20 protein-coding genes, 7 tRNA genes and 1 pseudogene are annotated in these 21,837 nt (G+C 53.5%); 4 read left to right on the top strand and 24 right to left on the bottom strand.

Annotation, left to right across the window (positions count from 1 at the left end):
* The first annotated feature begins 213 nt into the window (after positions 1-213).
* Positions 214-594: a YbgS-like family protein gene (locus AC1MKH_RS07325; RefSeq protein ID WP_276218320.1), complete on the top strand. Its 381-nt coding sequence runs from the start codon at positions 214-216 to the stop codon at positions 592-594.
* Positions 595-705: 111 nt separating this feature from the next.
* The gene (gene zitB / locus AC1MKH_RS07320; RefSeq protein ID WP_276218322.1) at positions 706-1,650 is read left to right on the top strand and encodes a CDF family zinc transporter ZitB; all 945 of its coding nucleotides are present in this window, start codon (positions 706-708) and stop codon (positions 1,648-1,650) included.
* Here the strand turns inward: zitB and pnuC are convergent.
* From pnuC to cydA, 20 genes are all read right to left on the bottom strand, one after another.
* On the bottom strand, positions 1,647-2,366 hold the full coding sequence (gene pnuC / locus AC1MKH_RS07315; RefSeq protein ID WP_231828132.1) for a nicotinamide riboside transporter PnuC: 720 nt from the start codon (positions 2,364-2,366) through the stop codon (positions 1,647-1,649). The genes zitB and pnuC overlap by 4 nt on opposite strands.
* A gap of 23 nt (positions 2,367-2,389) precedes the next feature.
* A complete protein-coding gene (gene nadA, locus AC1MKH_RS07310) occupies positions 2,390-3,433 on the bottom strand; it encodes a quinolinate synthase NadA (protein WP_276218614.1) in 1,044 nt (347 codons plus the stop codon).
* A 278-nt stretch (positions 3,434-3,711) separates the two neighbouring features.
* Positions 3,712-3,787, bottom strand: a tRNA-Lys gene (locus AC1MKH_RS07305).
* Positions 3,788-3,820: 33 nt separating this feature from the next.
* Positions 3,821-3,896: transfer RNA gene (locus AC1MKH_RS07300), tRNA-Lys, on the bottom strand.
* Between the two features lie 47 nt (positions 3,897-3,943).
* A tRNA-Lys gene (locus AC1MKH_RS07295) sits at positions 3,944-4,019 on the bottom strand.
* 3 nt (positions 4,020-4,022) lie between these two features.
* Positions 4,023-4,098 (bottom strand) — tRNA-Val (locus AC1MKH_RS07290).
* Positions 4,099-4,148: 50 nt separating this feature from the next.
* Positions 4,149-4,224 (bottom strand) — tRNA-Lys (locus tag AC1MKH_RS07285).
* 2 nt (positions 4,225-4,226) lie between these two features.
* Positions 4,227-4,302, bottom strand: a tRNA-Val gene (locus AC1MKH_RS07280).
* Positions 4,303-4,328: 26 nt separating this feature from the next.
* Positions 4,329-4,404, bottom strand: a tRNA-Lys gene (locus tag AC1MKH_RS07275).
* Between the two features lie 164 nt (positions 4,405-4,568).
* Positions 4,569-5,363 carry a cell division protein CpoB gene (gene cpoB, locus AC1MKH_RS07270; RefSeq protein WP_231828133.1) on the bottom strand — a complete coding sequence of 265 codons (795 nt, stop codon included), beginning with the start codon at positions 5,361-5,363 and terminating at the stop codon, positions 4,569-4,571.
* A gap of 9 nt (positions 5,364-5,372) precedes the next feature.
* Positions 5,373-5,897: a peptidoglycan-associated lipoprotein Pal gene (gene pal, locus AC1MKH_RS07265; RefSeq protein ID WP_015965297.1), complete on the bottom strand. Its 525-nt coding sequence runs from the start codon at positions 5,895-5,897 to the stop codon at positions 5,373-5,375.
* A 35-nt stretch (positions 5,898-5,932) separates the two neighbouring features.
* On the bottom strand, positions 5,933-7,225 hold the full coding sequence (gene tolB / locus AC1MKH_RS07260; protein ID WP_015965298.1) for a Tol-Pal system beta propeller repeat protein TolB: 1,293 nt from the start codon (positions 7,223-7,225) through the stop codon (positions 5,933-5,935).
* Between the two features lie 132 nt (positions 7,226-7,357).
* Complete coding sequence (gene tolA / locus AC1MKH_RS07255; RefSeq protein ID WP_276218327.1) at positions 7,358-8,644, bottom strand: cell envelope integrity protein TolA; 1,287 nt, start codon at positions 8,642-8,644, stop codon at positions 7,358-7,360.
* Between the two features lie 83 nt (positions 8,645-8,727).
* Positions 8,728-9,156 (bottom strand): colicin uptake protein TolR, encoded by a 429-nt coding sequence (tolR, locus tag AC1MKH_RS07250; protein WP_015965300.1) that lies wholly within the window; start codon positions 9,154-9,156, stop codon positions 8,728-8,730.
* Positions 9,157-9,159: 3 nt separating this feature from the next.
* A complete protein-coding gene (tolQ, locus tag AC1MKH_RS07245; protein ID WP_015965301.1) occupies positions 9,160-9,852 on the bottom strand; it encodes a Tol-Pal system protein TolQ in 693 nt (230 codons plus the stop codon).
* Positions 9,849-10,253, bottom strand: a complete 405-nt coding sequence (gene ybgC, locus AC1MKH_RS07240; RefSeq protein ID WP_276218331.1) for a tol-pal system-associated acyl-CoA thioesterase — start codon at positions 10,251-10,253, stop codon at positions 9,849-9,851. The genes tolQ and ybgC overlap by 4 nt, the downstream gene beginning before the upstream one ends.
* A 148-nt stretch (positions 10,254-10,401) precedes the next feature.
* The gene (gene ybgE, locus AC1MKH_RS07235) at positions 10,402-10,692 is read right to left on the bottom strand and encodes a cyd operon protein YbgE (RefSeq protein WP_108473870.1); all 291 of its coding nucleotides are present in this window, start codon (positions 10,690-10,692) and stop codon (positions 10,402-10,404) included.
* Between the two features lie 2 nt (positions 10,693-10,694).
* Positions 10,695-10,805 (bottom strand): cytochrome bd-I oxidase subunit CydX, encoded by a 111-nt coding sequence (cydX, locus tag AC1MKH_RS07230; protein ID WP_015965304.1) that lies wholly within the window; start codon positions 10,803-10,805, stop codon positions 10,695-10,697.
* Positions 10,806-10,819: 14 nt separating this feature from the next.
* The gene (gene cydB, locus AC1MKH_RS07225; protein ID WP_276218334.1) at positions 10,820-11,959 is read right to left on the bottom strand and encodes a cytochrome d ubiquinol oxidase subunit II; all 1,140 of its coding nucleotides are present in this window, start codon (positions 11,957-11,959) and stop codon (positions 10,820-10,822) included.
* 15 nt (positions 11,960-11,974) lie between these two features.
* Positions 11,975-13,543: a cytochrome ubiquinol oxidase subunit I gene (gene cydA / locus AC1MKH_RS07220; protein WP_149464558.1), complete on the bottom strand. Its 1,569-nt coding sequence runs from the start codon at positions 13,541-13,543 to the stop codon at positions 11,975-11,977.
* A 739-nt stretch (positions 13,544-14,282) separates the two neighbouring features.
* Here cydA and AC1MKH_RS07215 point away from each other — a divergent pair.
* Together AC1MKH_RS07215 and AC1MKH_RS07210 are read left to right on the top strand one after the other, a co-directional pair.
* Positions 14,283-14,426, top strand: a pseudogene (locus AC1MKH_RS07215) (UTRA domain-containing protein); the annotation flags it as partial.
* A 196-nt stretch (positions 14,427-14,622) separates the two neighbouring features.
* Positions 14,623-15,396: a hypothetical protein gene (locus AC1MKH_RS07210; RefSeq protein WP_276218336.1), complete on the top strand. Its 774-nt coding sequence runs from the start codon at positions 14,623-14,625 to the stop codon at positions 15,394-15,396.
* Positions 15,397-15,494: 98 nt separating this feature from the next.
* On the opposite strand, the gene sucD is transcribed toward AC1MKH_RS07210, so the two are convergent.
* From sucD to sucA, 4 genes are all read right to left on the bottom strand, one after another.
* Positions 15,495-16,364, bottom strand: a complete 870-nt coding sequence (gene sucD / locus AC1MKH_RS07205; protein WP_276218338.1) for a succinate--CoA ligase subunit alpha — start codon at positions 16,362-16,364, stop codon at positions 15,495-15,497.
* Complete coding sequence (gene sucC, locus AC1MKH_RS07200; RefSeq protein WP_015965313.1) at positions 16,364-17,530, bottom strand: ADP-forming succinate--CoA ligase subunit beta; 1,167 nt, start codon at positions 17,528-17,530, stop codon at positions 16,364-16,366. The genes sucD and sucC overlap by 1 nt, the downstream gene beginning before the upstream one ends.
* 133 nt (positions 17,531-17,663) lie before the next feature.
* Positions 17,664-18,884, bottom strand: coding sequence for a 2-oxoglutarate dehydrogenase complex dihydrolipoyllysine-residue succinyltransferase (gene odhB / locus AC1MKH_RS07195; RefSeq protein ID WP_276218341.1), 1,221 nt, complete (start codon positions 18,882-18,884; stop codon positions 17,664-17,666).
* Between the two features lie 14 nt (positions 18,885-18,898).
* Complete coding sequence (gene sucA, locus AC1MKH_RS07190) at positions 18,899-21,700, bottom strand: 2-oxoglutarate dehydrogenase E1 component (protein ID WP_276218343.1); 2,802 nt, start codon at positions 21,698-21,700, stop codon at positions 18,899-18,901.
* Between the last annotated feature and the right edge of the window lie 137 nt (positions 21,701-21,837).

Genomic DNA, 21,837 nt, shown 5'->3' with positions numbered 1-21,837 from the left:
CCTGGAATTAGCCTAAAAAACGCCAGAAAGTAGCGAATAACGAGATCTAACCTACAATTTTTAACTGTAACGACTCTGTTTTATTATTTTTTCGAGATTCTCTACTGGCCTAAGCGGCCTGTGGCGACATCTTCAACCATTGCCTGCCACCCTCGCTGGCATAAGTACGTCGGAAGATGCTATCCGGTACTGAATTCATAACAGGAGCACCTTATGAAAACGACTAAACTGGCCACACTTCTCCTTACCGCTACGCTCAGCCTCGCCAGCGGCGCGGCCCTGGCGGCCGATACGGGCGCGCAAAGTAACAATGGTCAAGCGAATGCCGCCGCTGACGCCGGCCAGGTCGCCCCTGATGCGAAAGAAAACGTTGCGCCGAATGGTGTCGATAATAGCCAGATCAATACCGGTTCTGGCGGCACCATGCTGCACCCGAATGGCTCGGCCAGCGGTCATGACGGCATGACCAAAGATGAAGTGCACAAAAATTCGATGTGCAAAGACGGTCGATGCCCGGATATCAACAAGAAAGTTGAGACCGGTAATGGCGTCAATAACGATGCCGACACCAAAACGGACGGTACCACGCAGTAACGTTTGAAACACGGCGAAAACGGGAGAGCTTATGCTCTCCTTTTTTATTTTGTTGGCGCAAAAAAGGTATGATGTCATACAGTTAACAAAAGCATAAAAACGGATGACATTATGGCGCACTCACACTCGCACGCTTCCCCCCACCTTCCCGAAGACAAAAACGCCCGTCGTCTGCTACTGGCGTTTATTATCACCGCTGGTTTTATGGTGGTGGAGACCATCGGTGGGGTCATTTCTGGTTCGCTGGCGCTGCTGGCCGATGCCGGGCATATGCTGACCGACTCCGCCGCGCTGCTGTTTGCGCTACTGGCCGTCCACTTTGCACGTCGTCCGCCAAATGCCCGTCATACCTTTGGCTGGCTGCGTCTCACCACCCTTGCGGCGTTTGTTAACGCCATCGCACTGGTGGTCATTACCATTCTGATCGTCTGGGAAGCTATTCAGCGCTTCTATCATCCGCAGCCCATCGCCGGGGCAACCATGATGATCATTGCCGTCGCAGGCTTGATTGCCAATATTCTTTCGTTCTGGATCCTGCACCGCGGCAGCGAAGAGAAAAACCTTAATGTACGCGCAGCGGCACTGCATGTGATGGGCGATCTGCTGGGATCGGTAGGCGCGATTGCCGCCGCGGTGGTGATCATGATGACGGGCTGGACGCCTATCGATCCGATTCTGTCAGTGCTGGTATCGTGCCTGGTGCTGCGCAGCGCGTGGTCACTGCTGAAAGAGAGCGTTAATGAACTACTGGAAGGCGCGCCGCGCACCATGGACGTCCAGGCACTGAAACGGGACCTGCGCCGGGCCATTCCTGAAGTCCGCGACGTGCACCACGTTCACGTCTGGCTGGTGGGCGAAAAGCCGATCATGACGCTGCATGTTCAGGTGGTACCGCCGCACGATCATGATGCGCTACTCGACAGTATTCAGCACTTTCTTGAACATCATTATCAGATTGAGCACGCTACCATCCAGATGGAGTATCAGCCCTGTAGCGGCCCGGAATGCCATCTCAACGAGACGACAGCCGGACACGGGCATCATCACCATCATTAATGAGAAAACGCGCGAGAGCCTCGCTCACGCGCGCTGTTCATCCACATTCGACTACCGTTAAGCGCGATAAAGGTCAGAATCAGGTATTCCAGCGACATGGCGTACACGCCCTGAAGGGCAAAAATCACCACGCTGATAACGTTTATTATCACCCACAGCAGCCAGTTCTCCACGTATTTACGCGTCATCAGCACCATCGCCACAATCGACAACACCATCATGCAGGAATCCCAGAACGGGAACGCGTCAGGCTGCAGCGTGGGCTGCGTGACGTTCAGGCCAAAGAATTGCATCACGTTCACCGCCACGCGCGTCAGGAAAGCAAACACCGGGTCGATGTAAACCGTCATCAGGCCAATCGCCACCACACAGGCCGCCAGCCAGCCGATGGCTTTCGGCTTCGGCAGCCAGCGGATTTGCAGTTCAGCTTCATGTTGTTGCGTTTGCCGCGACCAGGCATACCAGCCATAAATATTTGCCGCAAAGAAGAAGAGTTGCAGCAGCAGGCTAGCGTAGAGCTGAATCTGGAAGAAAATAATCGCGAACAGGGTGACGTTAACCAGCCCGAAAAAGTAGTTCACGATTTTTTCCAGGCTTGCCAGCCAAATGCACAACAGCCCCGCTACCGTGCCGACGGCTTCAATCCACGAGAGATCGTAACCGCCCGCGCCGATAGGGATGTGCACCAGAATGTTTTGCGTACTAAAGAAATCCATTTTATCTCCAGAGGGTTATCACGCTATCCCCGAAGTGTAGCCGCAAAATCAAGCATGCGGTTCAGCGGCACCAGCGCGCCCTGACGCAGCGTCTCATCAACGTGGATTTCATGCGCGGCACCGGCCTGCTCCAGCCCTTCAGCGATGGCTTTCAGGCCATTCATCGCCATCCACGGACAGTGTGCGCAGGTGCGGCAGGTGGCACCTTCCCCCGCCGTCGGCGCTTCCAGCAGTTCTTTTTCCGGTACGGCCTGCTGCATCTTGTAAAAAATCCCACGGTCGGTCGCGACAATCAGCTGTGGATGCGGCAGCGTTTTCGCGGCGTTGATAAGCTGGCTGGTTGAGCCCACGGCATCAGCCATATCGACAATCGCCTGAGGCGACTCCGGGTGTACCAGAATGGCCGCCTGGGGATACAACGCTTTCATACGCGCAAGTGCCTGGGTTTTGAATTCATCATGCACGATACAGGCGCCCTTCCAGCACAGCACATCCGCGCCGGTCTGTTTCTGCACATAACTGCCAAGGTGGCGATCCGGCGCCCAGATGATTTTTTCACCTAAACTATCGAGATGCTCAATGAGTTCAACCGCGATGCTGGAGGTCACCACCCAATCCGCGCGCGCTTTTACCGCGGCGGAAGTATTGGCATAGACCACGACAGTGCGATCCGGATGCGCATCACAGAAGGCGTTAAACTCTTCAATGGGGCAGCCAAGATCAAGCGAACACTCCGCATGCAGTGTGGGCATGAGAATGGTTTTCTCAGGGCTAAGGATTTTCGCCGTCTCGCCCATAAAACGCACACCGGCGACCAGCAAGGTCGTTGCCGGATGCTTTGCACCAAAACGCGCCATCTCCAGAGAGTCAGAGATGCATCCCCCTGTCTCTTCCGCCAGTTGCTGAATTTCCGGGTCGGTGTAGTAATGCGCCACCATCACCGCATTGCGTTCTTTCAGCAGGCGTTTGATTTTCTCGCGGTAGAACTGCTTTTCATCCACGCTGAGGGCCACCGGTTTCGGCGGGAAGGGGTAAATTGCGGCTTCTGGGTCAAACATCACGCTCATCATGCTGTCTCGTTTTACTGACTTAACGATATTGCCGATAACAGGCGTATAAAACGCATCAATCGGGCACCGGTGTTTTATATGCTAAACAAGATAGCTGAAATGAGGGGAAAAGTCGTGGAGATTTTAGGGAGAGTTTTGTGCGGGCGGTGTCGGGTGGCGCTGCGCTTACCCGACCTACAAGGCGATGCGAGGTGTAGGCCTGATAAGCGAAGCGCCATCAGGCATTTCCCAAACCGCAGATAGCAAAAAGGCGCCTTTAGGGCGCCTTTTTACATTGGTGGGTCGTGCAGGATTCGAACCTGCGACCAATTGATTAAAAGTCAACTGCTCTACCAACTGAGCTAACGACCCCTTGCGGGATTTTACTGCTTAAATCATTCAGGATGGTGGGTCGTGCAGGATTCGAACCTGCGACCAATTGATTAAAAGTCAACTGCTCTACCAACTGAGCTAACGACCCATTCGGGTGTTGCCTGAAAGATTTTTACTCGGTTACCAATCTAAAATTGGTGGGTCGTGCAGGATTCGAACCTGCGACCAATTGATTAAAAGTCAACTGCTCTACCAACTGAGCTAACGACCCGAGTGGTGGGTGATGACGGGATCGAACCGCCGACCCCCTCCTTGTAAGGGAGGTGCTCTCCCAGCTGAGCTAATCACCCGATACTGCGCTGGATACTACAAACTGCTTCCACCGACTCCACCAGAATGATGGTGGGTCGTGCAGGATTCGAACCTGCGACCAATTGATTAAAAGTCAACTGCTCTACCAACTGAGCTAACGACCCGGTGGTGGGTGATGACGGGATCGAACCGCCGACCCCCTCCTTGTAAGGGAGGTGCTCTCCCAGCTGAGCTAATCACCCGATACTGCGCTGGATACTGCTTTAAGTGGTGGGTCGTGCAGGATTCGAACCTGCGACCAATTGATTAAAAGTCAACTGCTCTACCAACTGAGCTAACGACCCACTTTTACGTTGTTTTCGAGATGTTTAATATCCCGTTGCAACGGCGGCATATATTACTGATTTCAGAATTGAGCGCAACAAATATTTCGACGAAGATCACTTAAGTGCTTATGTTTCATGCGGCATGACCAGAAATAACGCGATTCCTGGTCATGCTTCAGGCATTACATCCCATTAAGGCGTTTCTGAGCCTGTTTAGCACCATCGGTGCCTGGGTACTTCGTAACCACCTGTTGGTACACTGCCTTCGCCTTAGCAGTATCCCCTTTATCCTGCATGATCACCCCGACCTTAAACATCGCGTCAGCCGCTTTCGGTGATTTCGGGTAGTTTTTCACCACGGAGGCAAAATAGTACGCCGCATCGTCTTTTTTACCCTTGTTGTAATTCAACTGACCGAGCCAGTAATTGGCATTCGGCTGATACGTTGAATCAGGATATTTTTTGACGAAGTTCTGAAACGCCGCCATTGCGTCGTCCTGGCGAGAGGAATCCTTCACCAGTGCAATCGCTGCGTTGTAGTCCGTATTGGCGTCACCCGTCTGCGCAGGCACGCCAGAGGCCGCTGCGTCGGCTGCCGGTGCTGGCGTCGCCGTCGCGCTGCCGCCCTGCTCACCGGACGCCTGTTGCGTCTGTGCGCCAGCGCCGCCGCTCGTCAGACTGTCAATCTGCAACAGGATCTGCTTCTGGCGCTCAACAATCTGGTTCATCTGGTACTGACTTTCCTGGATTTGACCACGCAGGGAGTCGATATCAGATTGGTTATCAGAGAGTTGTTGCTGGAGTTGGGTCAAAAGTTGACTATGAGCATTAGAAATACGCTCAAGGGAGGTGACACGGTCTTCGACCGAGCCTGAGCCGACACTACTGATTGGCGCCTGAGCATTAGCGGCCCAGGGGGCCGCTATGCCAACCAGTAACGACAGACTCAACATGTGATGTCTGAAGTTACTGCTCATGCAATTCTCTTAGTAAACCAGTACGGCACGACGGTTTTTGGAGTAAGCCGCTTCGTCATGACCCAGTACTGCAGGTTTTTCTTTACCGTAAGAAACGATGGAGATCTGGTCAGCAGAAACGCCTTTACCCTGCAGGTACATTTTAACAGCGTTTGCACGACGTTCGCCCAGGGAGATGTTGTACTCAGGAGTACCACGTTCGTCCGCGTGACCTTCTACGGTGACTTTGTAAGACGGGTTGCTACGCAGGAAGTTAGCGTGCGCATCCAGCATTGCAGCGAAGTCAGAACGGATATCGTATTTGTCCAGATCGAAGTATACGATGTTGTTCTGCTGCAGCTGTTGCATCTGCAGACGAGCCTGCTCTTCGGAGGACATGTTGCCGCTGCCGTTTGCATCCATACCAGTGCCAGCGCCGTTCAGCATGCCGCCTTCGCTGCCATCGTTGCTTGCATTCTTGTTAGAAGAACACGCAGCGATTGCCATTACCGGCAGAGCCAGCATCAGTCCTTTCAGCACTTTGTTCAGTTGCATTTCTTTGATTCCTTTAATAATTCAATTATTTATTATTACAGATACGGCGACCAGGCAGGGAATTTGACCTGTCCATCAGTTGCCGGAAGACGCGCTTTGAAACGCCCATCTGTAGAAACCAGATTCAGCACGGATCCCATCCCCTGAGAAGAGCTGTAGATTACCATAGTGCCGTTAGGTGCCAGACTTGGCGTTTCGTCCAGGAACGTTGACGACAATACTTGTACGCCACCCGCTTCCAGATCTTGTTTGGCAATGTGCTGCTGCCCACCATTGGAGCTCACCATTACCATAAACTTACCGTCGCTGCTCACATCCGCATCCTGGTTCTGAGAACCTTCCCAAGTAATACGCTGCGGAGCACCGCCGTTTACATTAACTTTATACACCTGCGGACGACCGGCCTGGTCAGAAGTAAAGGCCAGATTCTGACTGTCCGGGAACCAGGTTGGTTCGGTGTTGTTGCTGCGACCATCGGTTACCTGACGGATCTGGCCAGAACCGATATCCATCACATACAGGTTCAGGCTGCCGGTTTTAGACAGGGCAAACGCCAGTTTGCTGCCATCCGGAGAGAACGCTGGCGCACCGTTGTGACGCGGGAACGACGCAACCTGACGAACCGCACCGTTGGACAGCGTCTGGATAACCAGCGCAGAACGGCCGCTTTCGAAGGTTACGTAAGCCAGTTTGGAACCATCCGGAGACCATGCCGGAGACATCAACGGCTGCGGTGAACGGTGAACCACAAACTGGTTGTAGCCATCGTAGTCAGACACGCGCAGTTCATACGGGAACTGACCGCCGTTAGTCTGCACAACGTAGGCAATACGTGTACGGAACGCGCCTTTGATGCTGGTCAGCTTCTCGAACACTTCGTCACTGGCAGTATGGCCTGCATAACGCAGCCACTGCTTGTTCACTTTGTAAGAGTTCTGTGCCAGAACGGTACCCGGCGCACCGCCGGTATCGACCAGCTGGTAGGCAACAGTATAGCTGCCATCAGCGTTAGGTGAGACCTGGCCGACGACAACCGCGTCAATACCCAGCGCAGACCATGCCGCAGGTTGAACTTCCTGCGCTGTGCCTGGCTGCTGTGGCAGTTTGGCTCGGTCTAACGGGTTAAATTTACCACTATTACGCAGGTCTGCGCCGACGATACCGCCGACATCTTCAGGCGCTGCGCCCGGCCCGGCCCACTGGAAGGGAACCACGCCAATTGGACGTGCCGAGTCTACCCCTTGGGTGATCTCGATACGTACTTCTGCGTGCAGCACCGCTGCCCACAGCATTAAGAAACCAAATGCTACTCGTAATGCCTGCTTCATCATATCTCCCTTATCTGGACGGAAAGCCCACGATAATTTAGCAGAATGTTAACAAACTCAAATACACAAAACTACCAAAACCCTGCGACCGCGCTGCCTTTATTTTCCCCATTTACATGGGGAAAATATAACTTAAGGTTTGAAGTCCAGTGGTGCATTTTTGAACGTTTCCCATACAGCCTGTGAAGGCGGTTTGGGGAATTTGGTCATCCGACTGGTTGCTGACAGCATCTGCTGACAAAACGCCGGATCGCCGCCTTCCTGTTTAACGGTCAATACAGTTCCATCCTGCGCCAGGTTTACACGTAGCGTACAGGTTTTACCTTTGTAGGTATCCCAGTCATAGAGATGCCCACGGATCGCGGCCTGAACCTGTGCGATATAGGACGCGATTTCTGCCTGAGACGCACCACCCTGCCCCGGCTTATTACCTTTAGCAGGAGATGAGCCCCCAGCGGTACCACTGGTGTTACCTTTCGGCGCATTCTTACCTGAGCTGAGATCGCCCAGCAGGTCGTCAACGCCGGATGCGGCAGCGGCTTTATCTGCTGCTGCTTTCTTCGCCGCAGCCGCTTTGTCGGCAGCTGCTTTATCCGCTGCTGCTTTCTTCGCTGCAGCGGCTTTATCGGCAGCCGCTTTTTCTGCTGCTGCTTTCTTATCAGCAGCCGCTTTCTCAGCCGCAGCTTTCTTGTCTGCTGCCGCTTTCTCGGCGGCGGCAGCTTTTTCCGCTGCTGCTTTTTCAGCGGCAGCGGCTTTCTTATCAGCCTCTGCTTGCGCTTTCTTCGCAGCCTCGGCTTCGGCTTTTTTCGCCGCTTCAGCTGCCGCTTTCGCCGCTTCTGCTTCGGCTACTTTTTTCGCGGCCGCCGCCGCTTTGGCCGCTTCCGCTTCTGCCGCTTTCTTCGCATCAGCAGCCGCTTTTTTCGCAGCTTCTGCTTCGGCTTGTTTCTGTGCGTCAGCCGCTGCTTTGGCCGCATCGGCTTGCGCTTTCTTCGCGGCATCGGCTGCCGCTTTCGCGGCTTCTTCAGCCTGTTTCTGCGCGTCAGCTTCGGCTTTCTTCGCCGCTTCGGCTGCTTCTTTTGCTGCCTCTTTCGCCTGAGCGTCTGCTTTTTCTTTCGCTTCAGCCGCTGCTTTTTCGGCAGCTTCTTTGGCTTCTTTTTCTTTTTGCTGCTGCGCTTTCTTCGCGGCGTTATCGGCCTGCTGTTTAGCGCTGGATTTCTGCTGCTTCTGGTAATTTTCAACCACGGCACCGGGGTCGACCATCACAGCATCGATGGCCGAACCACCGCCGCCACCGGCCGCAGCATCCATGTGCTCATCGAACGAACTCCAGATGAGTGCTGCAAACAGGATAACGTGCAGCACTGCTGAAATAATTATCGCTCGTTTAAGCTTGTCGTTTTGTTCGGTTGCCTTTGACACTCTCGGTTCCCAAAAACTGCTCGCCCGTCAGCCTGTAAGCGTTGCCAATATGCATGCAACGCTTACAGACCACACGCCGAGGGTTAGATCGGCTGGGTCATTAACCCGACAGATTTAACACCGGCGCTGTGTAACAGGTTTAGCGCTTTAATTATTTCATCGTAAGGCACGTCTTTCGCGCCCCCAATTAAGAAGACCGTTTTCGGATTGGCCTGCAGGCGGCTTTTCGCTTCAGCGATAACCTGCTCTGGCGGCAGTTGATCGGAGCGATCCTTTTCAACCACCACGCTGTACTGCCCCACACCCGAAACTTCGATGATCACCGGCGGATCATCGTTGCTGCTAACGGCCTGCGATTCGGTTGCATCCGGCAGATCAACCTCCACGCTCTGTGTGATGATCGGCGCCGTCGCCATAAAGATCAGCAACAGCACCAACAACACATCCAGCAGCGGAACGATGTTAATTTCGGACTTCAGTTCGCGACGTCCGCGTCCACGTGCTCTGGCCATGGCTTACCCCTTGTTGCTCTCGCTAACGGTAAACGCCTGACGGTGTAGAATGGCGGTGAACTCTTCCATAAAGTTGTCGTAGTTCAGCTCCAGTTTGTTGACGCGCTGGTTCAGACGGTTGTAAGCCATAACCGCCGGGATTGCGGCAAACAGACCGATAGCCGTGGCGATCAACGCTTCTGCGATACCCGGCGCAACCATTTGCAGCGTCGCCTGTTTCACCGCGCCCAGCGCGATAAAGGCGTGCATGATCCCCCAAACGGTACCGAACAGACCGATATACGGGCTGATGGAACCGACGGTGCCGAGGAACGGAATATGCGTTTCCAGCGTTTCCAGTTCGCGGTTCATGGAGATACGCATCGCACGCGACGCCCCTTCAACCACAGCTTCCGGCGCATGACTGTTTGCACGGTGCAGACGGGCAAACTCTTTGAACCCGCTGTAGAAGATTTGTTCCGAACCGGCCAGACTATCGCGGCGTCCCTGACTCTCCTGATAAAGGCGAGAAAGTTCGATTCCGGACCAGAATTTATCCTCAAACGTTTCAGCTTCACGCGCTGCCGCGTTAAGAATACGGGTCCGCTGGATGATGATGGCCCAGGATGCGATTGAAAAACCAATCAAAATCAACATGATAAGTTTAACCAGAAGGCTAGCCTTCAGGAACAAATCAAGGATATTCATGTCAGTCACTGCTTAAACTCCGCGACAATAGACTTGGGAAGCGCACGAGGCTTCATGATGAGTGGATCAACACAGACAATCAGTACTTCAGCTTCGTTCAGCACTTTATTCTCAGCGTTGACAATCCGCTGCGTGAACACGAGTGACGTGCCGCGCATTGATGTAATTTCCGTCTGGACTTCGAGCATATCGTCGAGCCTTGCCGGCGCAAAATACTCCAGCGTCATTTTACGCACCACAAACGCGACGCGCTCTTCCAGCAACACTTGTTGGCTGAAATGATGATGACGCAGCATCTCTGTGCGTGCTCTCTCATAGAAAGCGACATAGCTGGCGTGATAAACCACACCACCGGCGTCGGTGTCTTCGTAATAAACACGAACCGGCCATCGAAACAGCGTTGTATTCACTTTACATCCCGGTAATGCAAAAAATTTTGAGCTTTTGAACTTCGCTACTATACGCGCGGTAATCGTGGTTTGGAATGGGGAGAGGTAAACGGAGAGTAAATTTTTATGGGCTATTGCAAGCCCATAAATATTTGCGGATGTTTCCTGGTTACAGGAAGAAAAAAATCAGACCTGCAAGAAGGACTAAATCGGCGATAAGCGGGCAGAAAATCCCTTGCCAGTGGAGCGCGCGAGGGCGGAAACCCACGCCATGAATGACGCCTGCACACACAGCCCACATCAGCAGAAAACCGTGCCAGATTTCCAGCTCGCTGGTCTTCGCCGCGAAACGCGTCGGGTCCCAGAAGATGCAACCTGCCAGCAGCAGGGCCATAACAAGGGAAAGCGCCCTCAGGGGGCGCTTATCCATTATCGCGTACAGCGTTGCGATAATTTTCATCACTATTTTTCTTCACCTGCTTTGGTCGCTTCGACGTGTTCCAGCGCCAGTGCAGTGATTATCCCAAAGGCACAGGCAAGAAGCGTTCCTAAAATCCATGCGAAATACCACATTTTAAGCTCCTTACTTAGTACAGAGAGTGGGTGTTGCGTTCAATGTCTTCTTTGGTGATACGACCAAACATTTTCCAGTAGCACCAGGTGGTGTACAGCAGAATGATAGGTACGAATACCGCAGCGACATAAGTCATCACGCTCAGCGTCAGCTGGCTGGACGTTGCATCCCACATGGTCAGGCTCGCGTTAAACATCGTGCTGGACGGCATGATGAACGGGAACATGGCGATACCGGCGGTCAGGATAATGCACGCCAGCGTCAGTGAGGAGAACAGGAACGCCCATGCACCTTTATCCAGACGTGTCATCAGGATAGTCAGCAGCGGAAGCACCACACCCAGTACCGGAATCGCCCACAGCGCCGGCATGTTGTTAAAGTTGGTCATCCACGCGCCCGCTTCATGTGCGACTTCTTTGGTAAGCGGGTTAGAGGCAGCGGTGTGATCCATTACCGATTTCACCACATAGCCGTCAATGCCGTAGTAGACCCAAACGCCTGCCAGCGCGAAGCACACCAGCGTCACCAGTGCCGCCATCTGAGAGGTGGTGCGGGTACGCAGATGCAGTTCACCCACCGTACGCATTTGCAGGTAAGTTGCGCCCTGCGTCAGGATCATCCCTACGCTCACCACACCTGCCAGCAGACCAAACGGGTTCAGCAGTTGGAAGAAGTTACCGGTGTAGTAAAGACGCAGATACTCATCAACATGGAACGGTACGCCCTGCAGCAGGTTACCGAACGCCACGCCAATCACCAGCGGTGGAACGAAGCTACCCACAAAGATGCCCCAGTCCCACATGTTGCGCCAGCGGGTGTCTTCAATTTTCGAACGGTAGTCGAAGCCCACCGGACGGAAGAATAAAGACGCCAGCACCAGAATCATCGCGACATAGAAGCCGGAGAACGCAGCGGCATACACCATCGGCCAGGCAGCAAACAGCGCGCCGCCGGCAGTGATGAGCCATACCTGGTTTCCGTCCCAGTGTGGCGCGATGGAGTTGATCATGATTCGACGCTCGGTGTCATTACGACCGAGGAAACGGGTGAGCATGCCCACCCCCATGTCGAAGCCGTCAGCGACTGCGAAACCAATCAGCAAGATGCCGATTAGCAGCCACCAGATAAAACGCAATACTTCATAATCGATCATTTGACGACTCCTGTCTTAGCGTGCCGGCTGAGTAGTCGCAGAGGACTGCTCAAAGTGATAGCGACCGGTTTTCAGGCTGCTTGGCCCTTTGCGTGCGAACTTGAACATCAGGAACAGTTCGGCCACCAGGAACAGCGTGTAAAGACCGCAAATCAGCACCATTGAGAAGATAAGATCGCCTGCTGTCAGCGAAGAGTTCGCCACAGCGGTTGGCAATACTTCACCAATTGCCCACGGTTGACGGCCATACTCGGCGACAAACCAGCCCGCTTCCACAGCAATCCATGGCAGCGGTAAGCCGTAGAACGCCGCGCGCAGCAGCCATTTTTTCTCACCGATACGGTTACGAATAACGGTCCAGAAGGAAGCGCCGATAATCAGCAGCATCAGCACACCGCACGCCACCATGATACGGAAGGCAAAATAGAGCGGCGCGACACGTGGGATAGAGTCTTTGGTCGCTTTGGCAATCTGCTCTTCCGTCGCATCCGCCACGTTCGGCGTGTAGCGTTTCAGCAACAGGCCATAGCCCAGATCTTTCTTCACATCGTTAAACTGCTCACGCACAGCCGGATCGGTCGCGCCGGAACGCAACTGTTCGAGCAGCGAGTAAGCTTTCATCCCGTTACGGATACGCTCTTCGTGCTGCACCATCAAATCTTTCAGACCGGTAACCTGTTTATCAACAGAACGGGTCGCAATGATGCCCAGTGCGTAAGGGATTTGAATAGAAAGGTGGTTTTCCTGCTTATCCTGATCAGGAATACCAAACAGCGTGAACGACGCCGGCGCAGGCTGGGTTTCCCATTCTGCTTCGATGGCTGCCAGTTTGGTTTTCTGCACGTCGCCCATTTCGTAGCCGGATTCATCACCCAGAACGATAACGGAAAGAATCGCCGCCATACCGAAGCTTGCTGCGATAGCAAAGGAACGTTTAGCGAACGCGAAGTCACGGCCTTTGAGCATGTACCAGGAACTGATAGCGAGCACGAACATCGCGCCGGTGACGTAACCTGAAGCCACGGTGTGAACGAATTTCACCTGGGCTACCGGGTTCAGTACCAGCTCGGAGAAGCTCACCATCTCCATACGCATGGTTTCAAAGTTGAAGTCGGAAGCGATTGGGTTTTGCATCCAACCGTTTGCCACCAGGATCCACAGTGCGGACAGGTTTGAGCCCAGCGCAACCAGCCAGGTCACCGCCATGTGCTGCACTTTACCCAGGCGATCCCAACCGAAGAAGAACAGACCTACAAAGGTGGATTCGAGGAAGAAGGCCATCAGACCTTCAATGGCCAGCGGCGCACCGAAGATATCGCCCACGTAGTGGGAGTAGTAAGACCAGTTAGTCCCGAACTGGAACTCCATGGTCAGGCCGGTGGCCACGCCCAGTGCGAAGTTGATACCAAACAACTTGCCCCAGAACTTGGTCATATCTTTATAAATCTGTTTGCCGGAAAGGACGTAAACCGTTTCCATGATGGCCAGCAGGAACGCCATACCGAGCGTCAGTGGCACAAAAAGGAAGTGGTACATCGCGGTCAAGGCAAACTGTAAGCGCGACAGTTCGACTATATCTAACATCATGACTCCTTGCTCATCGCATGAAGACTCCGAGAATGAACCTGCGGACAGGGTTCATACACATGCCCCAATACAAATTTATTTGCGCCCTCCCCCACTCCTGACCGTTCGCGTTAGCCGATATCAGTCGTGAGCAAAGGTTACAAATACGTTAAAAAACAACTCAATTGATCCCTAAAATATATTACTCTGTAATATCCTTACAATAAACAGGTTTTTATTGTATTAGATTTACGATTTTCGACGGTGATCAATTTATAGCTAATCAGGCGGGTTGCAGCCACTTTGATCCAGGACAATTTAACTACTTTTATGGTGCATATCCAGTATTTACGTATTGATATAAATCAATTTTATCTATTTTTGTTAATAATGTTTTTATTAGATGTGATCAGTGAAATGAATGTTACATGTATGTTTAAAAATTATCTCAGAGAATTTTCATGAAGGGATAATGCGAAAAAAGAGACGAGAGTTTTTAACCGAAGAAGGAATTTAAAGAATGAAGTTATGCAGAATAGTTAATGTTAGCCGACTCACAGTATTTTGCCAGGAAACCTGAATCCTTTTTGAATAATTACATTTTATTCACTTGAAATGCAGACAAAATTAACACCATCACTTTATTATTCAAAAAAGAGGCAAAAACGGCCAGACCGGCTTTTGCCTCTCTACGGACTTATTTTACGCGCGCGATGCTAAAGGTGCGCGACTGACAAGGGCGGAAACGCACCGATGAGCTCTGGAACTCGCACCGGGTAAACCCATTCTGGAGAAAATCTCGCGCGGTTTTCTGAGCGATGGGCGGATCTTCGAATACAGCCGCAATGCTTTTAAAAGCGACGATTACCGTTTTACGCTGGTTGCCCGTCGTCAGCATTAAACGATCTGCGGCTGGATAAATCAGTGCACTGAATAAATATCAGCCATATCATTACACAGAATTTATAGTAAATTCTTATTTTACAATGAATTACATCTTTCTCGTTTTCCCTGACTTACGGCTGTTTTTATAATCGCGCCGCGAACTGAGTGCAATTTATGCGCACTTACACAGGGAATTCAGGAAAGGATACGCTATGGTTCATGTAAAATATCTGCTGGCGCCCGCGTTACTGTGCTGCACGTTGCACGTCTGGGCCGAAGACACCGTCGATAAAGCCAACAACCCGCTACATCTGGCAACATCATTATCCGTTCAGGATTACTACACGCCTAACCTCTACGACAGCGATCAGCACACCAACGATACGCTACTGCGTGCCACCATGCCTGTTGCCGCAGGCGATCTCATTCCGGTGCCGCAAATTCTGCGCTTAACGGCACCCATCGCCACGCGCCCGCAGGTTTCTGGTGGTTATGACACCGGGCTGGGTGATATCAACCTGTTCGATATTTTTCTGCTCAAGCAAAAAGGCGTGATGCTGGGCGTCGGGCCGCTGATTACCGCCAACACCGCATCAAGCGATGAACTGGGGACCGGGCAGTGGCAGACCGGGCTTGCGGCGGTCGCCGTCGATACATCGCCTAAATGGTTAAAAGTGGCGCTGGTGCAATGGCAAAAAAGTTTCGCCGGCGATGATGACCGTAGCCATGTTGAAACCGCCACCTTCCAGCCATTTGTTATCTACAAAATGTCAAAGGGCTGGTATATGCGCTCCAGCGGCATCTGGACATATAACGTCAAAAACGATGATTACTATGTTCCGGTGGGACTCGGTGTGGGGCGTGCGATGCCGATTGGCGGATATATCGTTAACAGCTTTGTCGAGCCGCAGTGGACCGTCGCGCACAGAGGGGATTATCAGCCGCAGTTCACGCTTTATGCGGGGTTCAGCGTGATGCTGAAATAAAAAAGGCCATCATACGATGGCCAACCATGTCGAAATCGAACATATAAGGCTCCCCTGCTCCATATTTCTCGAAGCTTACCGGGGAGCTGAGAGGATTTTTATCCCAGTACCACTTTCAGCGCTTCGCCGATATCAGCCAGGCTGCGAACGGTACGAACGCCAGCCGCTTCAAGTGCAGCAAACTTCTCGTCTGCCGTACCTTTACCACCCGCGATGATGGCGCCAGCGTGGCCCATACGTTTGCCTTTCGGCGCGGTAACGCCTGCGATATAGCCGACAACCGGTTTGGTGACGTGATCTTTAATGTACGCCGCCGCTTCTTCTTCCGCGCTACCGCCGATCTCACCGATCATGACGATCGCTTCAGTCTGCGGATCTTCCTGGAACATTTTCAGGATATCGATGAAGTTAGAACCCGGGATCGGGTCGCCGCCGATGCCCACACAGGTGGACTGGCCGAAACCGTAGTCGGTGGTCTGTTTAACGGCTTCATACGTCAGAGTACCAGAGCGGGAAACGATGCCCACTTTGCCCGGCTTATGAATATGGCCTGGCTGGATGCCGATTTTGCACGCGCCCGGGGTGATAACGCCTGGACAGTTCGGGCCAATCATGCGCACGCCTGCTTCGTCCAGTTTTACCTTCACGGTCAGCATATCCAGCGTCGGGATACCTTCGGTGATGGTGATGATAAGCTTAATGCCTGCATCGATGGCTTCTAGGATGGAATCTTTGCAGAACGGTGCCGGAACGTAGATAACAGATGCCGTTGCACCGGTCGCGTCTACCGCTTCACGCACAGTGTTAAATACTGGCAGGCCCAGATGCGTGGTGCCGCCTTTACCTGGCGTTACACCGCCAACCATCTGCGTACCGTATGCAATCGCCTGTTCGGAGTGGAAAGTACCCTGGCTACCGGTGAAGCCCTGACAGATAACCTTGGTGTTTTTATCAATTAAAATGGACATTATTTCCCCTCCACTGCTGCAACAACTTGCTCTGCTGCATCCGTCAGACCTTTCGCTGCAATAATATTCAGGCCACTATCAGCCAGTTTCTTCGCGCCGAGTTCGGCGTTGTTACCTTCCAGACGAACGACAACCGGTACGTTTACGCCAACTTCTTCTACCGCGCCGATAATGCCGTCAGCGATCAGGTCGCAACGAACGATACCGCCGAAGATGTTAACCAGAACGGCTTTCACTTTGTCATCGGAAAGGATGATTTTGAACGCTTCGGTCACGCGCTCTTTGGTTGCGCCGCCGCCAACATCGAGGAAGTTAGCCGGTTCGCCGCCGTGCAGTTTAACGATGTCCATGGTGCCCATTGCCAGGCCCGCGCCGTTAACCATGCAACCGATGTTACCGTCCAGCGCAACGTAGTTCAGTTCCCACTGTGCAGCCTGTGCTTCACGCGGATCTTCCTGAGACTGGTCGCGCATTTCGCGCAGATCAGCCTGGCGGAACAGTGCGTTACCGTCAGCGCCCAGTTTACCGTCGAGGCAGATCAGGTCGCCCTGTTTGGTGATAACCAGCGGGTTGATTTCGATCAGCGCCAGGTCGCGCTCAAGGAAGATGGTCGCCAGACCCATGAAGATTTTGGTGAACTGCTGAACCTGCTTACCTTCCAGACCCAGTTTGAACGCCAGCTCACGACCCTGGTACGGCATCGGACCCGCCAGCGGATCCAGTGCTACTTTGTGGATCAGGTGCGGGGTTTCTTCCGCCACTTTCTCGATTTCCACGCCGCCTTCGGTAGAAGCCATGAAGACCACGCGACGAGAGGAACGATCTACAACCGCGCCCAGATAGAGTTCTTTATCAATATCCGTCGCTGCTTCAACCAGAATCTGGTTAACCGGCTGACCGTGCGCATCCGTTTGGTAGGTCACCAGACGTTTACCCAGCCAGTGCTCAGCAAAAGCGCGAATCTCTTCTTTGCTCTTCACGACTTTCACACCGCCCGCTTTACCGCGGCCACCAGCGTGAACCTGACATTTTACTACCCACGGACCTGCACCGATTTTTGAAGCGGCTTCTTCTGCTTCACGCGGAGTAGTACAGGCATAACCCACCGGAGCCGGTAAGCCATAGCGGGCAAAAAGTTGTTTTGCCTGATATTCATGTAAGTTCATGTGTTCTATCCATCCTTCAGGTAATCATCGCCAGGCTATATTCATCCTGACTTTCTTTGTTTCGCCGGAGAGCTTAACGCCCTCCGGCCTACAGGTGATGCTCCTGTCCGGCGACGCGCGCCGGACAAAATGACTACACGTCCAGCAGCAGGCGAGTCGGGTCTTCCAGCAGCTCTTTAATCGCCACCAGGAAACCAACCGACTCACGGCCATCGATCAGACGGTGGTCGTAAGAGAGAGCCAGGTACATCATCGGCAGAATTTCTACCTTGCCATCCACGGCCATCGGGCGATCTTTAATGGCGTGCATGCCCAGGATAGCGCTCTGCGGCGGGTTGATGATAGGGGTAGACATCAGAGAACCGAAAACACCACCATTTGTAATGGTAAAGTTGCCGCCGGTAAGATCTTCTACTGTCAATTTGCCATCACGCCCTTTCAGCGCCAGCTCTTTAATGCGTTTTTCGATGTCAGCCATGCCCAGAGAATCAACATCACGCAGAACCGGGGTCACCAGGCCGCGCGGCGTAGACACTGCCATGCTCACGTCGAAGTAGTTGTGATAAACCACATCTTCGCCATCAATGGACGCGTTCACTTCCGGGTAGCGTTTCAGCGCTTCAACAACCGCTTTCACGTAGAAGGACATGAAGCCCAGACGGATGCCGTGACGCTTCTCAAACACTTCACCGTACTGCTTACGCAGATCCATAATCGGCTTCATGTTGACTTCGTTGAACGTAGTCAGCATGGCGGTGGAGTTTTTCGCTTCCAGCAGACGCTCTGCCACACGCTTACGCAGGCGAGTCATCGGGACGCGTTTTTCGCTACGGCCAGCCAGCGGTGCAACCGGCGCCGCAGTGGTAGCGGCAGCAGGTGCTTCCGCTTTAGCCGGGGCTTTCGCCAGATGTTTTTCAACATCTTCACGGGTGATGCGACCACCGACACCGGTGCCTTTAATGGCGCTGGCTTCGAGGTTGTGTTCACCCAGCAAACGGCGAATCGCCGGGCTGAGCGCATCGTTGTTTTGCTCTTCCAGAGACGCCTGCTGACGCTGCGCCGGAGTAGAGTCTTTTGCTTCAGACTTGGCGCTGGTTTCTTTCCCACCGCTGTTGCCTTCACGCAGGCGACCCAGGATCTGACGAGACGTTACGGTCGTGCCTTCGTCTTCCAGAACTGCATCCAGAATGCCGTCTGCCGACGCCGGTACTTCCAGTACCACTTTGTCAGTTTCGATTTCTACCAGCACTTCATCACGAACAACCGCGTCGCCCGGTTTTTTATGCCAGGTTGCGACGGTGGCATCTGCTACGGATTCAGGCAGGTCAGGGACCAGAATATCTACGCTACTCATTGTGTATCCTTTAATTAATCGACGTTCAGCGCGTCATTGACCAGATCTTGTTGCTGTTTCTGGTGAACGGACATGTAACCTACCGCAGGTGAAGCGGAGGCCGGGCGACCTGCGTAACGCAGAGACGCTCCAAAGGGAATGACTTCACGGAAATGGTGCTGGCTACAGTACCAGGCGCCCTGGTTGAGCGGCTCTTCCTGACACCAGACAAAATCATGTACGTGAGCGAAAGGCTTGAGCGCTTCCTGCATCGCCTGATGCGGGAACGGATAGAGCTGTTCAATACGCACGATGGCGACATCTTTCTGCTCGTTCTTACGACGCTGCTCAAGCAGGTCGAAATAAACTTTACCCGAACAGAGCACGACGCGTTTCACCGCTTTCGGATCCAGTTCGTCGATTTCGCCAATCGCCGGCATAAAGGTGCCGTTTGCCAGTTCATCCAGGCTGGAGACCGCCAGCGGGTGGCGCAGCAGGGATTTCGGTGACATAACAACCAGCGGACGACGCATTCCGCGCAGCGCCTGACGACGCAGCATGTGATAAACCTGCGCCGGGGTGGTCGGTACGCAAACCTGCATGTTCTGTTCAGCACAAAGTTGCAGATAACGCTCCAGACGCGCGGAGGAGTGCTCCGGGCCCTGACCTTCATAACCATGCGGCAGCAGCATCACCAGGCCACACATACGGCCCCATTTCTGCTCGCCAGAGGAGATGAACTGGTCGATAACTACCTGCGCACCGTTAGCGAAGTCGCCGAACTGTGCTTCCCAGATGGTCAGCGTGCGCGGCTCTGCGGTGGCATAACCGTATTCAAACGCCAGCACCGCTTCTTCAGACAGCACGGAGTCCCACACTTTGAACTCGCCCTGGCCGTTGTGCACGTGCTGCAACGGGGTATAAGTAGAGCCGTTCGCCTGGTTGTGAATAACCGCGTGGCGGTGGAAGAAGGTACCGCGACCGGAGTCTTCGCCAGACAGACGCACGGAAACGCCTTCATCGACCAGCGTGGCGTAAGCCAGGTTTTCTGCGCCGCCCCAGTCAAACAGTTTCTCGCCTGCGGCCATGGACTGACGATCGCCATAAATCTTCGCCACGCGAGACTGCATTTCGACCGCATCCGGCACCGTACTGATACGGTTAGCCAGTTCCTGCAAGCGCTTCATCTCAACCTTGTTCGGATAGCTTTCATCCCACTCGTGGTTGAGGTACGGCGACCAGGTAAAGGAGTGCAGGTTCATCTGACGCCACTCTTTCACCACGCACTCGCCCGCGTCCAGCGCGTCACGGTACAGGTTGACCATTTCGGTGGCATCTTCCAGCGTAGCGACTTTCTGCTGCTCAAGTTTGTCAGCATAGATCTTACGCGGAGTCGGGTGTTTCTTGATTTTCTGATACATCAGCGGTTGGGTTGCGCTCGGCTCGTCGGCTTCGTTATGGCCGTGACGGCGGTAGCATACCAGGTCGATGAAGACATCACGTTTAAAGGTGTTACGGAAATCGAGCGCCAGACGGGTGACAAACGCAACCGCTTCCGGGTCATCCGCATTCACGTGGAAAATCGGCGCCATCACCATCTTACCGATATCGGTACAGTACGGTGTGGAACGCGCATCCAGCGGGTTAGAGGTGGTAAAGCCGACCTGGTTGTTAATCACGATGCGAACGGTACCGCCCACTTCGTAACCACGCGCTTTCGACATGTTCAGGGTTTCCTGAACCACGCCCTGCCCTGCAACCGCCGCATCACCGTGAATGGTGATTGGCAGAACCATGTTGCTGCTCGGGTTGTCCAGACGATCCAGACGCGCACGCACGGAGCCGATAACCACCGGGCTGACAATTTCCAGGTGCGACGGGTTGAACGCCAGCGCCAGGTGTACCAGGCCGCCGTCGGTTTCAAAGTCAGACGAGAAGCCCATGTGGTACTTCACGTCACCGGTGCCGAGGTGCTCTTTATGTTTGCCGGAGAACTCGTCAAACAGGTCCTGAGATTTTTTACCCAGCACGTTAATCAGTACGTTCAGACGACCGCGGTGCGCCATACCCAGCACCACTTCACGCGTACCGTTGTTACCCGCGTGACGAATCATCTCTTTTAACATCGGAACCAACGCATCGCCGCCTTCCAGCGAGAAGCGTTTCGCGCCCGGGAATTTCGCGCCCAGGTAGCGTTCCAGACCTTCCGCCGCGGTGAGTTCGCTCAGGAAGCGTTTTTTCTCTTCCGCCGTAAAGGTGGCATGCCCTGCCTCGAAGCGCTGCTGAATCCAGCGTTTTTCTTCGGTGCTGGTGATGTGCATATATTCCGCGCCGATGGAGCCGCAGTAGGTTTGCTTGAGGGCTTCAAGCAGATCGCCCAGCTTCATCGTCTCTTTGCCGATAGCAAATGAGCCTACGTTAAAGCTTTCCTGGAAATCGGCCTCGGTCAGATCGTGGAAAGACGGATCTAAGTCTGCCACTTTATCTTGCTGCCACAGTCCTAACGGGTCGAGATTGGCCTGTTGGTGACCACGGAAGCGATAAGCGTTAATGAGCTGCAGGACTTTAACCTGCTTCGCATTGGTGTCAGGGTCGGAAATCGAAGAAGAGTAACGTGAGGCATCCTTCGCCAGACGACGGAAATATTCACGCGTTGTGGAATGGAGTTGATCCGGTTTGACTCCGGTACCAGGTAACTGCTGGAACGTCGAACGCCAGTTAGCGTCTACCGAGTCAGGATCGGTTAAGAAGTCTTCATAGAGCTGTTCTATCCAGCTCTGGTTCGAGCCAGAGAGGTAAGAAGAGTCCAACCAGGCTTTCAAAGCGCTGTTCTGCATCGTGATCCCTTAAGCATTTTTATGCTTACTTCGCCGTGGATACTACCACGTACATTGGCTGTACGTGCCGGGGTTCACCTGCGAGCTCTTGTCTAAGTAGTGGCTCGCGAAGGAACCTTTAAAAACTGTCGAACATA

It is taken from the genome of Pseudocitrobacter sp. CD920760 (genome assembly GCF_057782505.1).
Note: the sequence above shows the minus strand (reverse complement) of the source record. Positions and strands in the feature narration are given on the sequence as shown.

What these genes read in the sequence shown, in the direction of transcription:
- AC1MKH_RS07325 (WP_276218320.1), top strand. Translation starts at nt 214, where the DNA reads ATGAAAACGACTAAACTGGCCACACTTCTCCTTACCGCTACGCTCAGC.
- zitB (WP_276218322.1), top strand. Translation starts at nt 706, where the DNA reads ATGGCGCACTCACACTCGCACGCTTCCCCCCACCTTCCCGAAGACAAA.
- pnuC (WP_231828132.1), bottom strand. Translation starts at nt 2,366, where the DNA reads ATGGATTTCTTTAGTACGCAAAACATTCTGGTGCACATCCCTATCGGC.
- nadA (WP_276218614.1), bottom strand. Translation starts at nt 3,433, where the DNA reads ATGAGCGTGATGTTTGACCCAGAAGCCGCAATTTACCCCTTCCCGCCG.
- cpoB (WP_231828133.1), bottom strand. Translation starts at nt 5,363, where the DNA reads ATGAGCAGTAACTTCAGACATCACATGTTGAGTCTGTCGTTACTGGTT.
- pal (WP_015965297.1), bottom strand. Translation starts at nt 5,897, where the DNA reads ATGCAACTGAACAAAGTGCTGAAAGGACTGATGCTGGCTCTGCCGGTA.
- tolB (WP_015965298.1), bottom strand. Translation starts at nt 7,225, where the DNA reads ATGAAGCAGGCATTACGAGTAGCATTTGGTTTCTTAATGCTGTGGGCA.
- tolR (WP_015965300.1), bottom strand. Translation starts at nt 9,156, where the DNA reads ATGGCCAGAGCACGTGGACGCGGACGTCGCGAACTGAAGTCCGAAATT.
- ybgE (WP_108473870.1), bottom strand. Translation starts at nt 10,692, where the DNA reads ATGAAAATTATCGCAACGCTGTACGCGATAATGGATAAGCGCCCCCTG.
- cydX (WP_015965304.1), bottom strand. Translation starts at nt 10,805, where the DNA reads ATGTGGTATTTCGCATGGATTTTAGGAACGCTTCTTGCCTGTGCCTTT.
- cydB (WP_276218334.1), bottom strand. Translation starts at nt 11,959, where the DNA reads ATGATCGATTATGAAGTATTGCGTTTTATCTGGTGGCTGCTAATCGGC.
- cydA (WP_149464558.1), bottom strand. Translation starts at nt 13,543, where the DNA reads ATGTTAGATATAGTCGAACTGTCGCGCTTACAGTTTGCCTTGACCGCG.
- AC1MKH_RS07210 (WP_276218336.1), top strand. Translation starts at nt 14,623, where the DNA reads ATGGTTCATGTAAAATATCTGCTGGCGCCCGCGTTACTGTGCTGCACG.
- sucD (WP_276218338.1), bottom strand. Translation starts at nt 16,364, where the DNA reads ATGTCCATTTTAATTGATAAAAACACCAAGGTTATCTGTCAGGGCTTC.
- sucC (WP_015965313.1), bottom strand. Translation starts at nt 17,530, where the DNA reads ATGAACTTACATGAATATCAGGCAAAACAACTTTTTGCCCGCTATGGC.
- odhB (WP_276218341.1), bottom strand. Translation starts at nt 18,884, where the DNA reads ATGAGTAGCGTAGATATTCTGGTCCCTGACCTGCCTGAATCCGTAGCA.
- sucA (WP_276218343.1), bottom strand. Translation starts at nt 21,700, where the DNA reads ATGCAGAACAGCGCTTTGAAAGCCTGGTTGGACTCTTCTTACCTCTCT.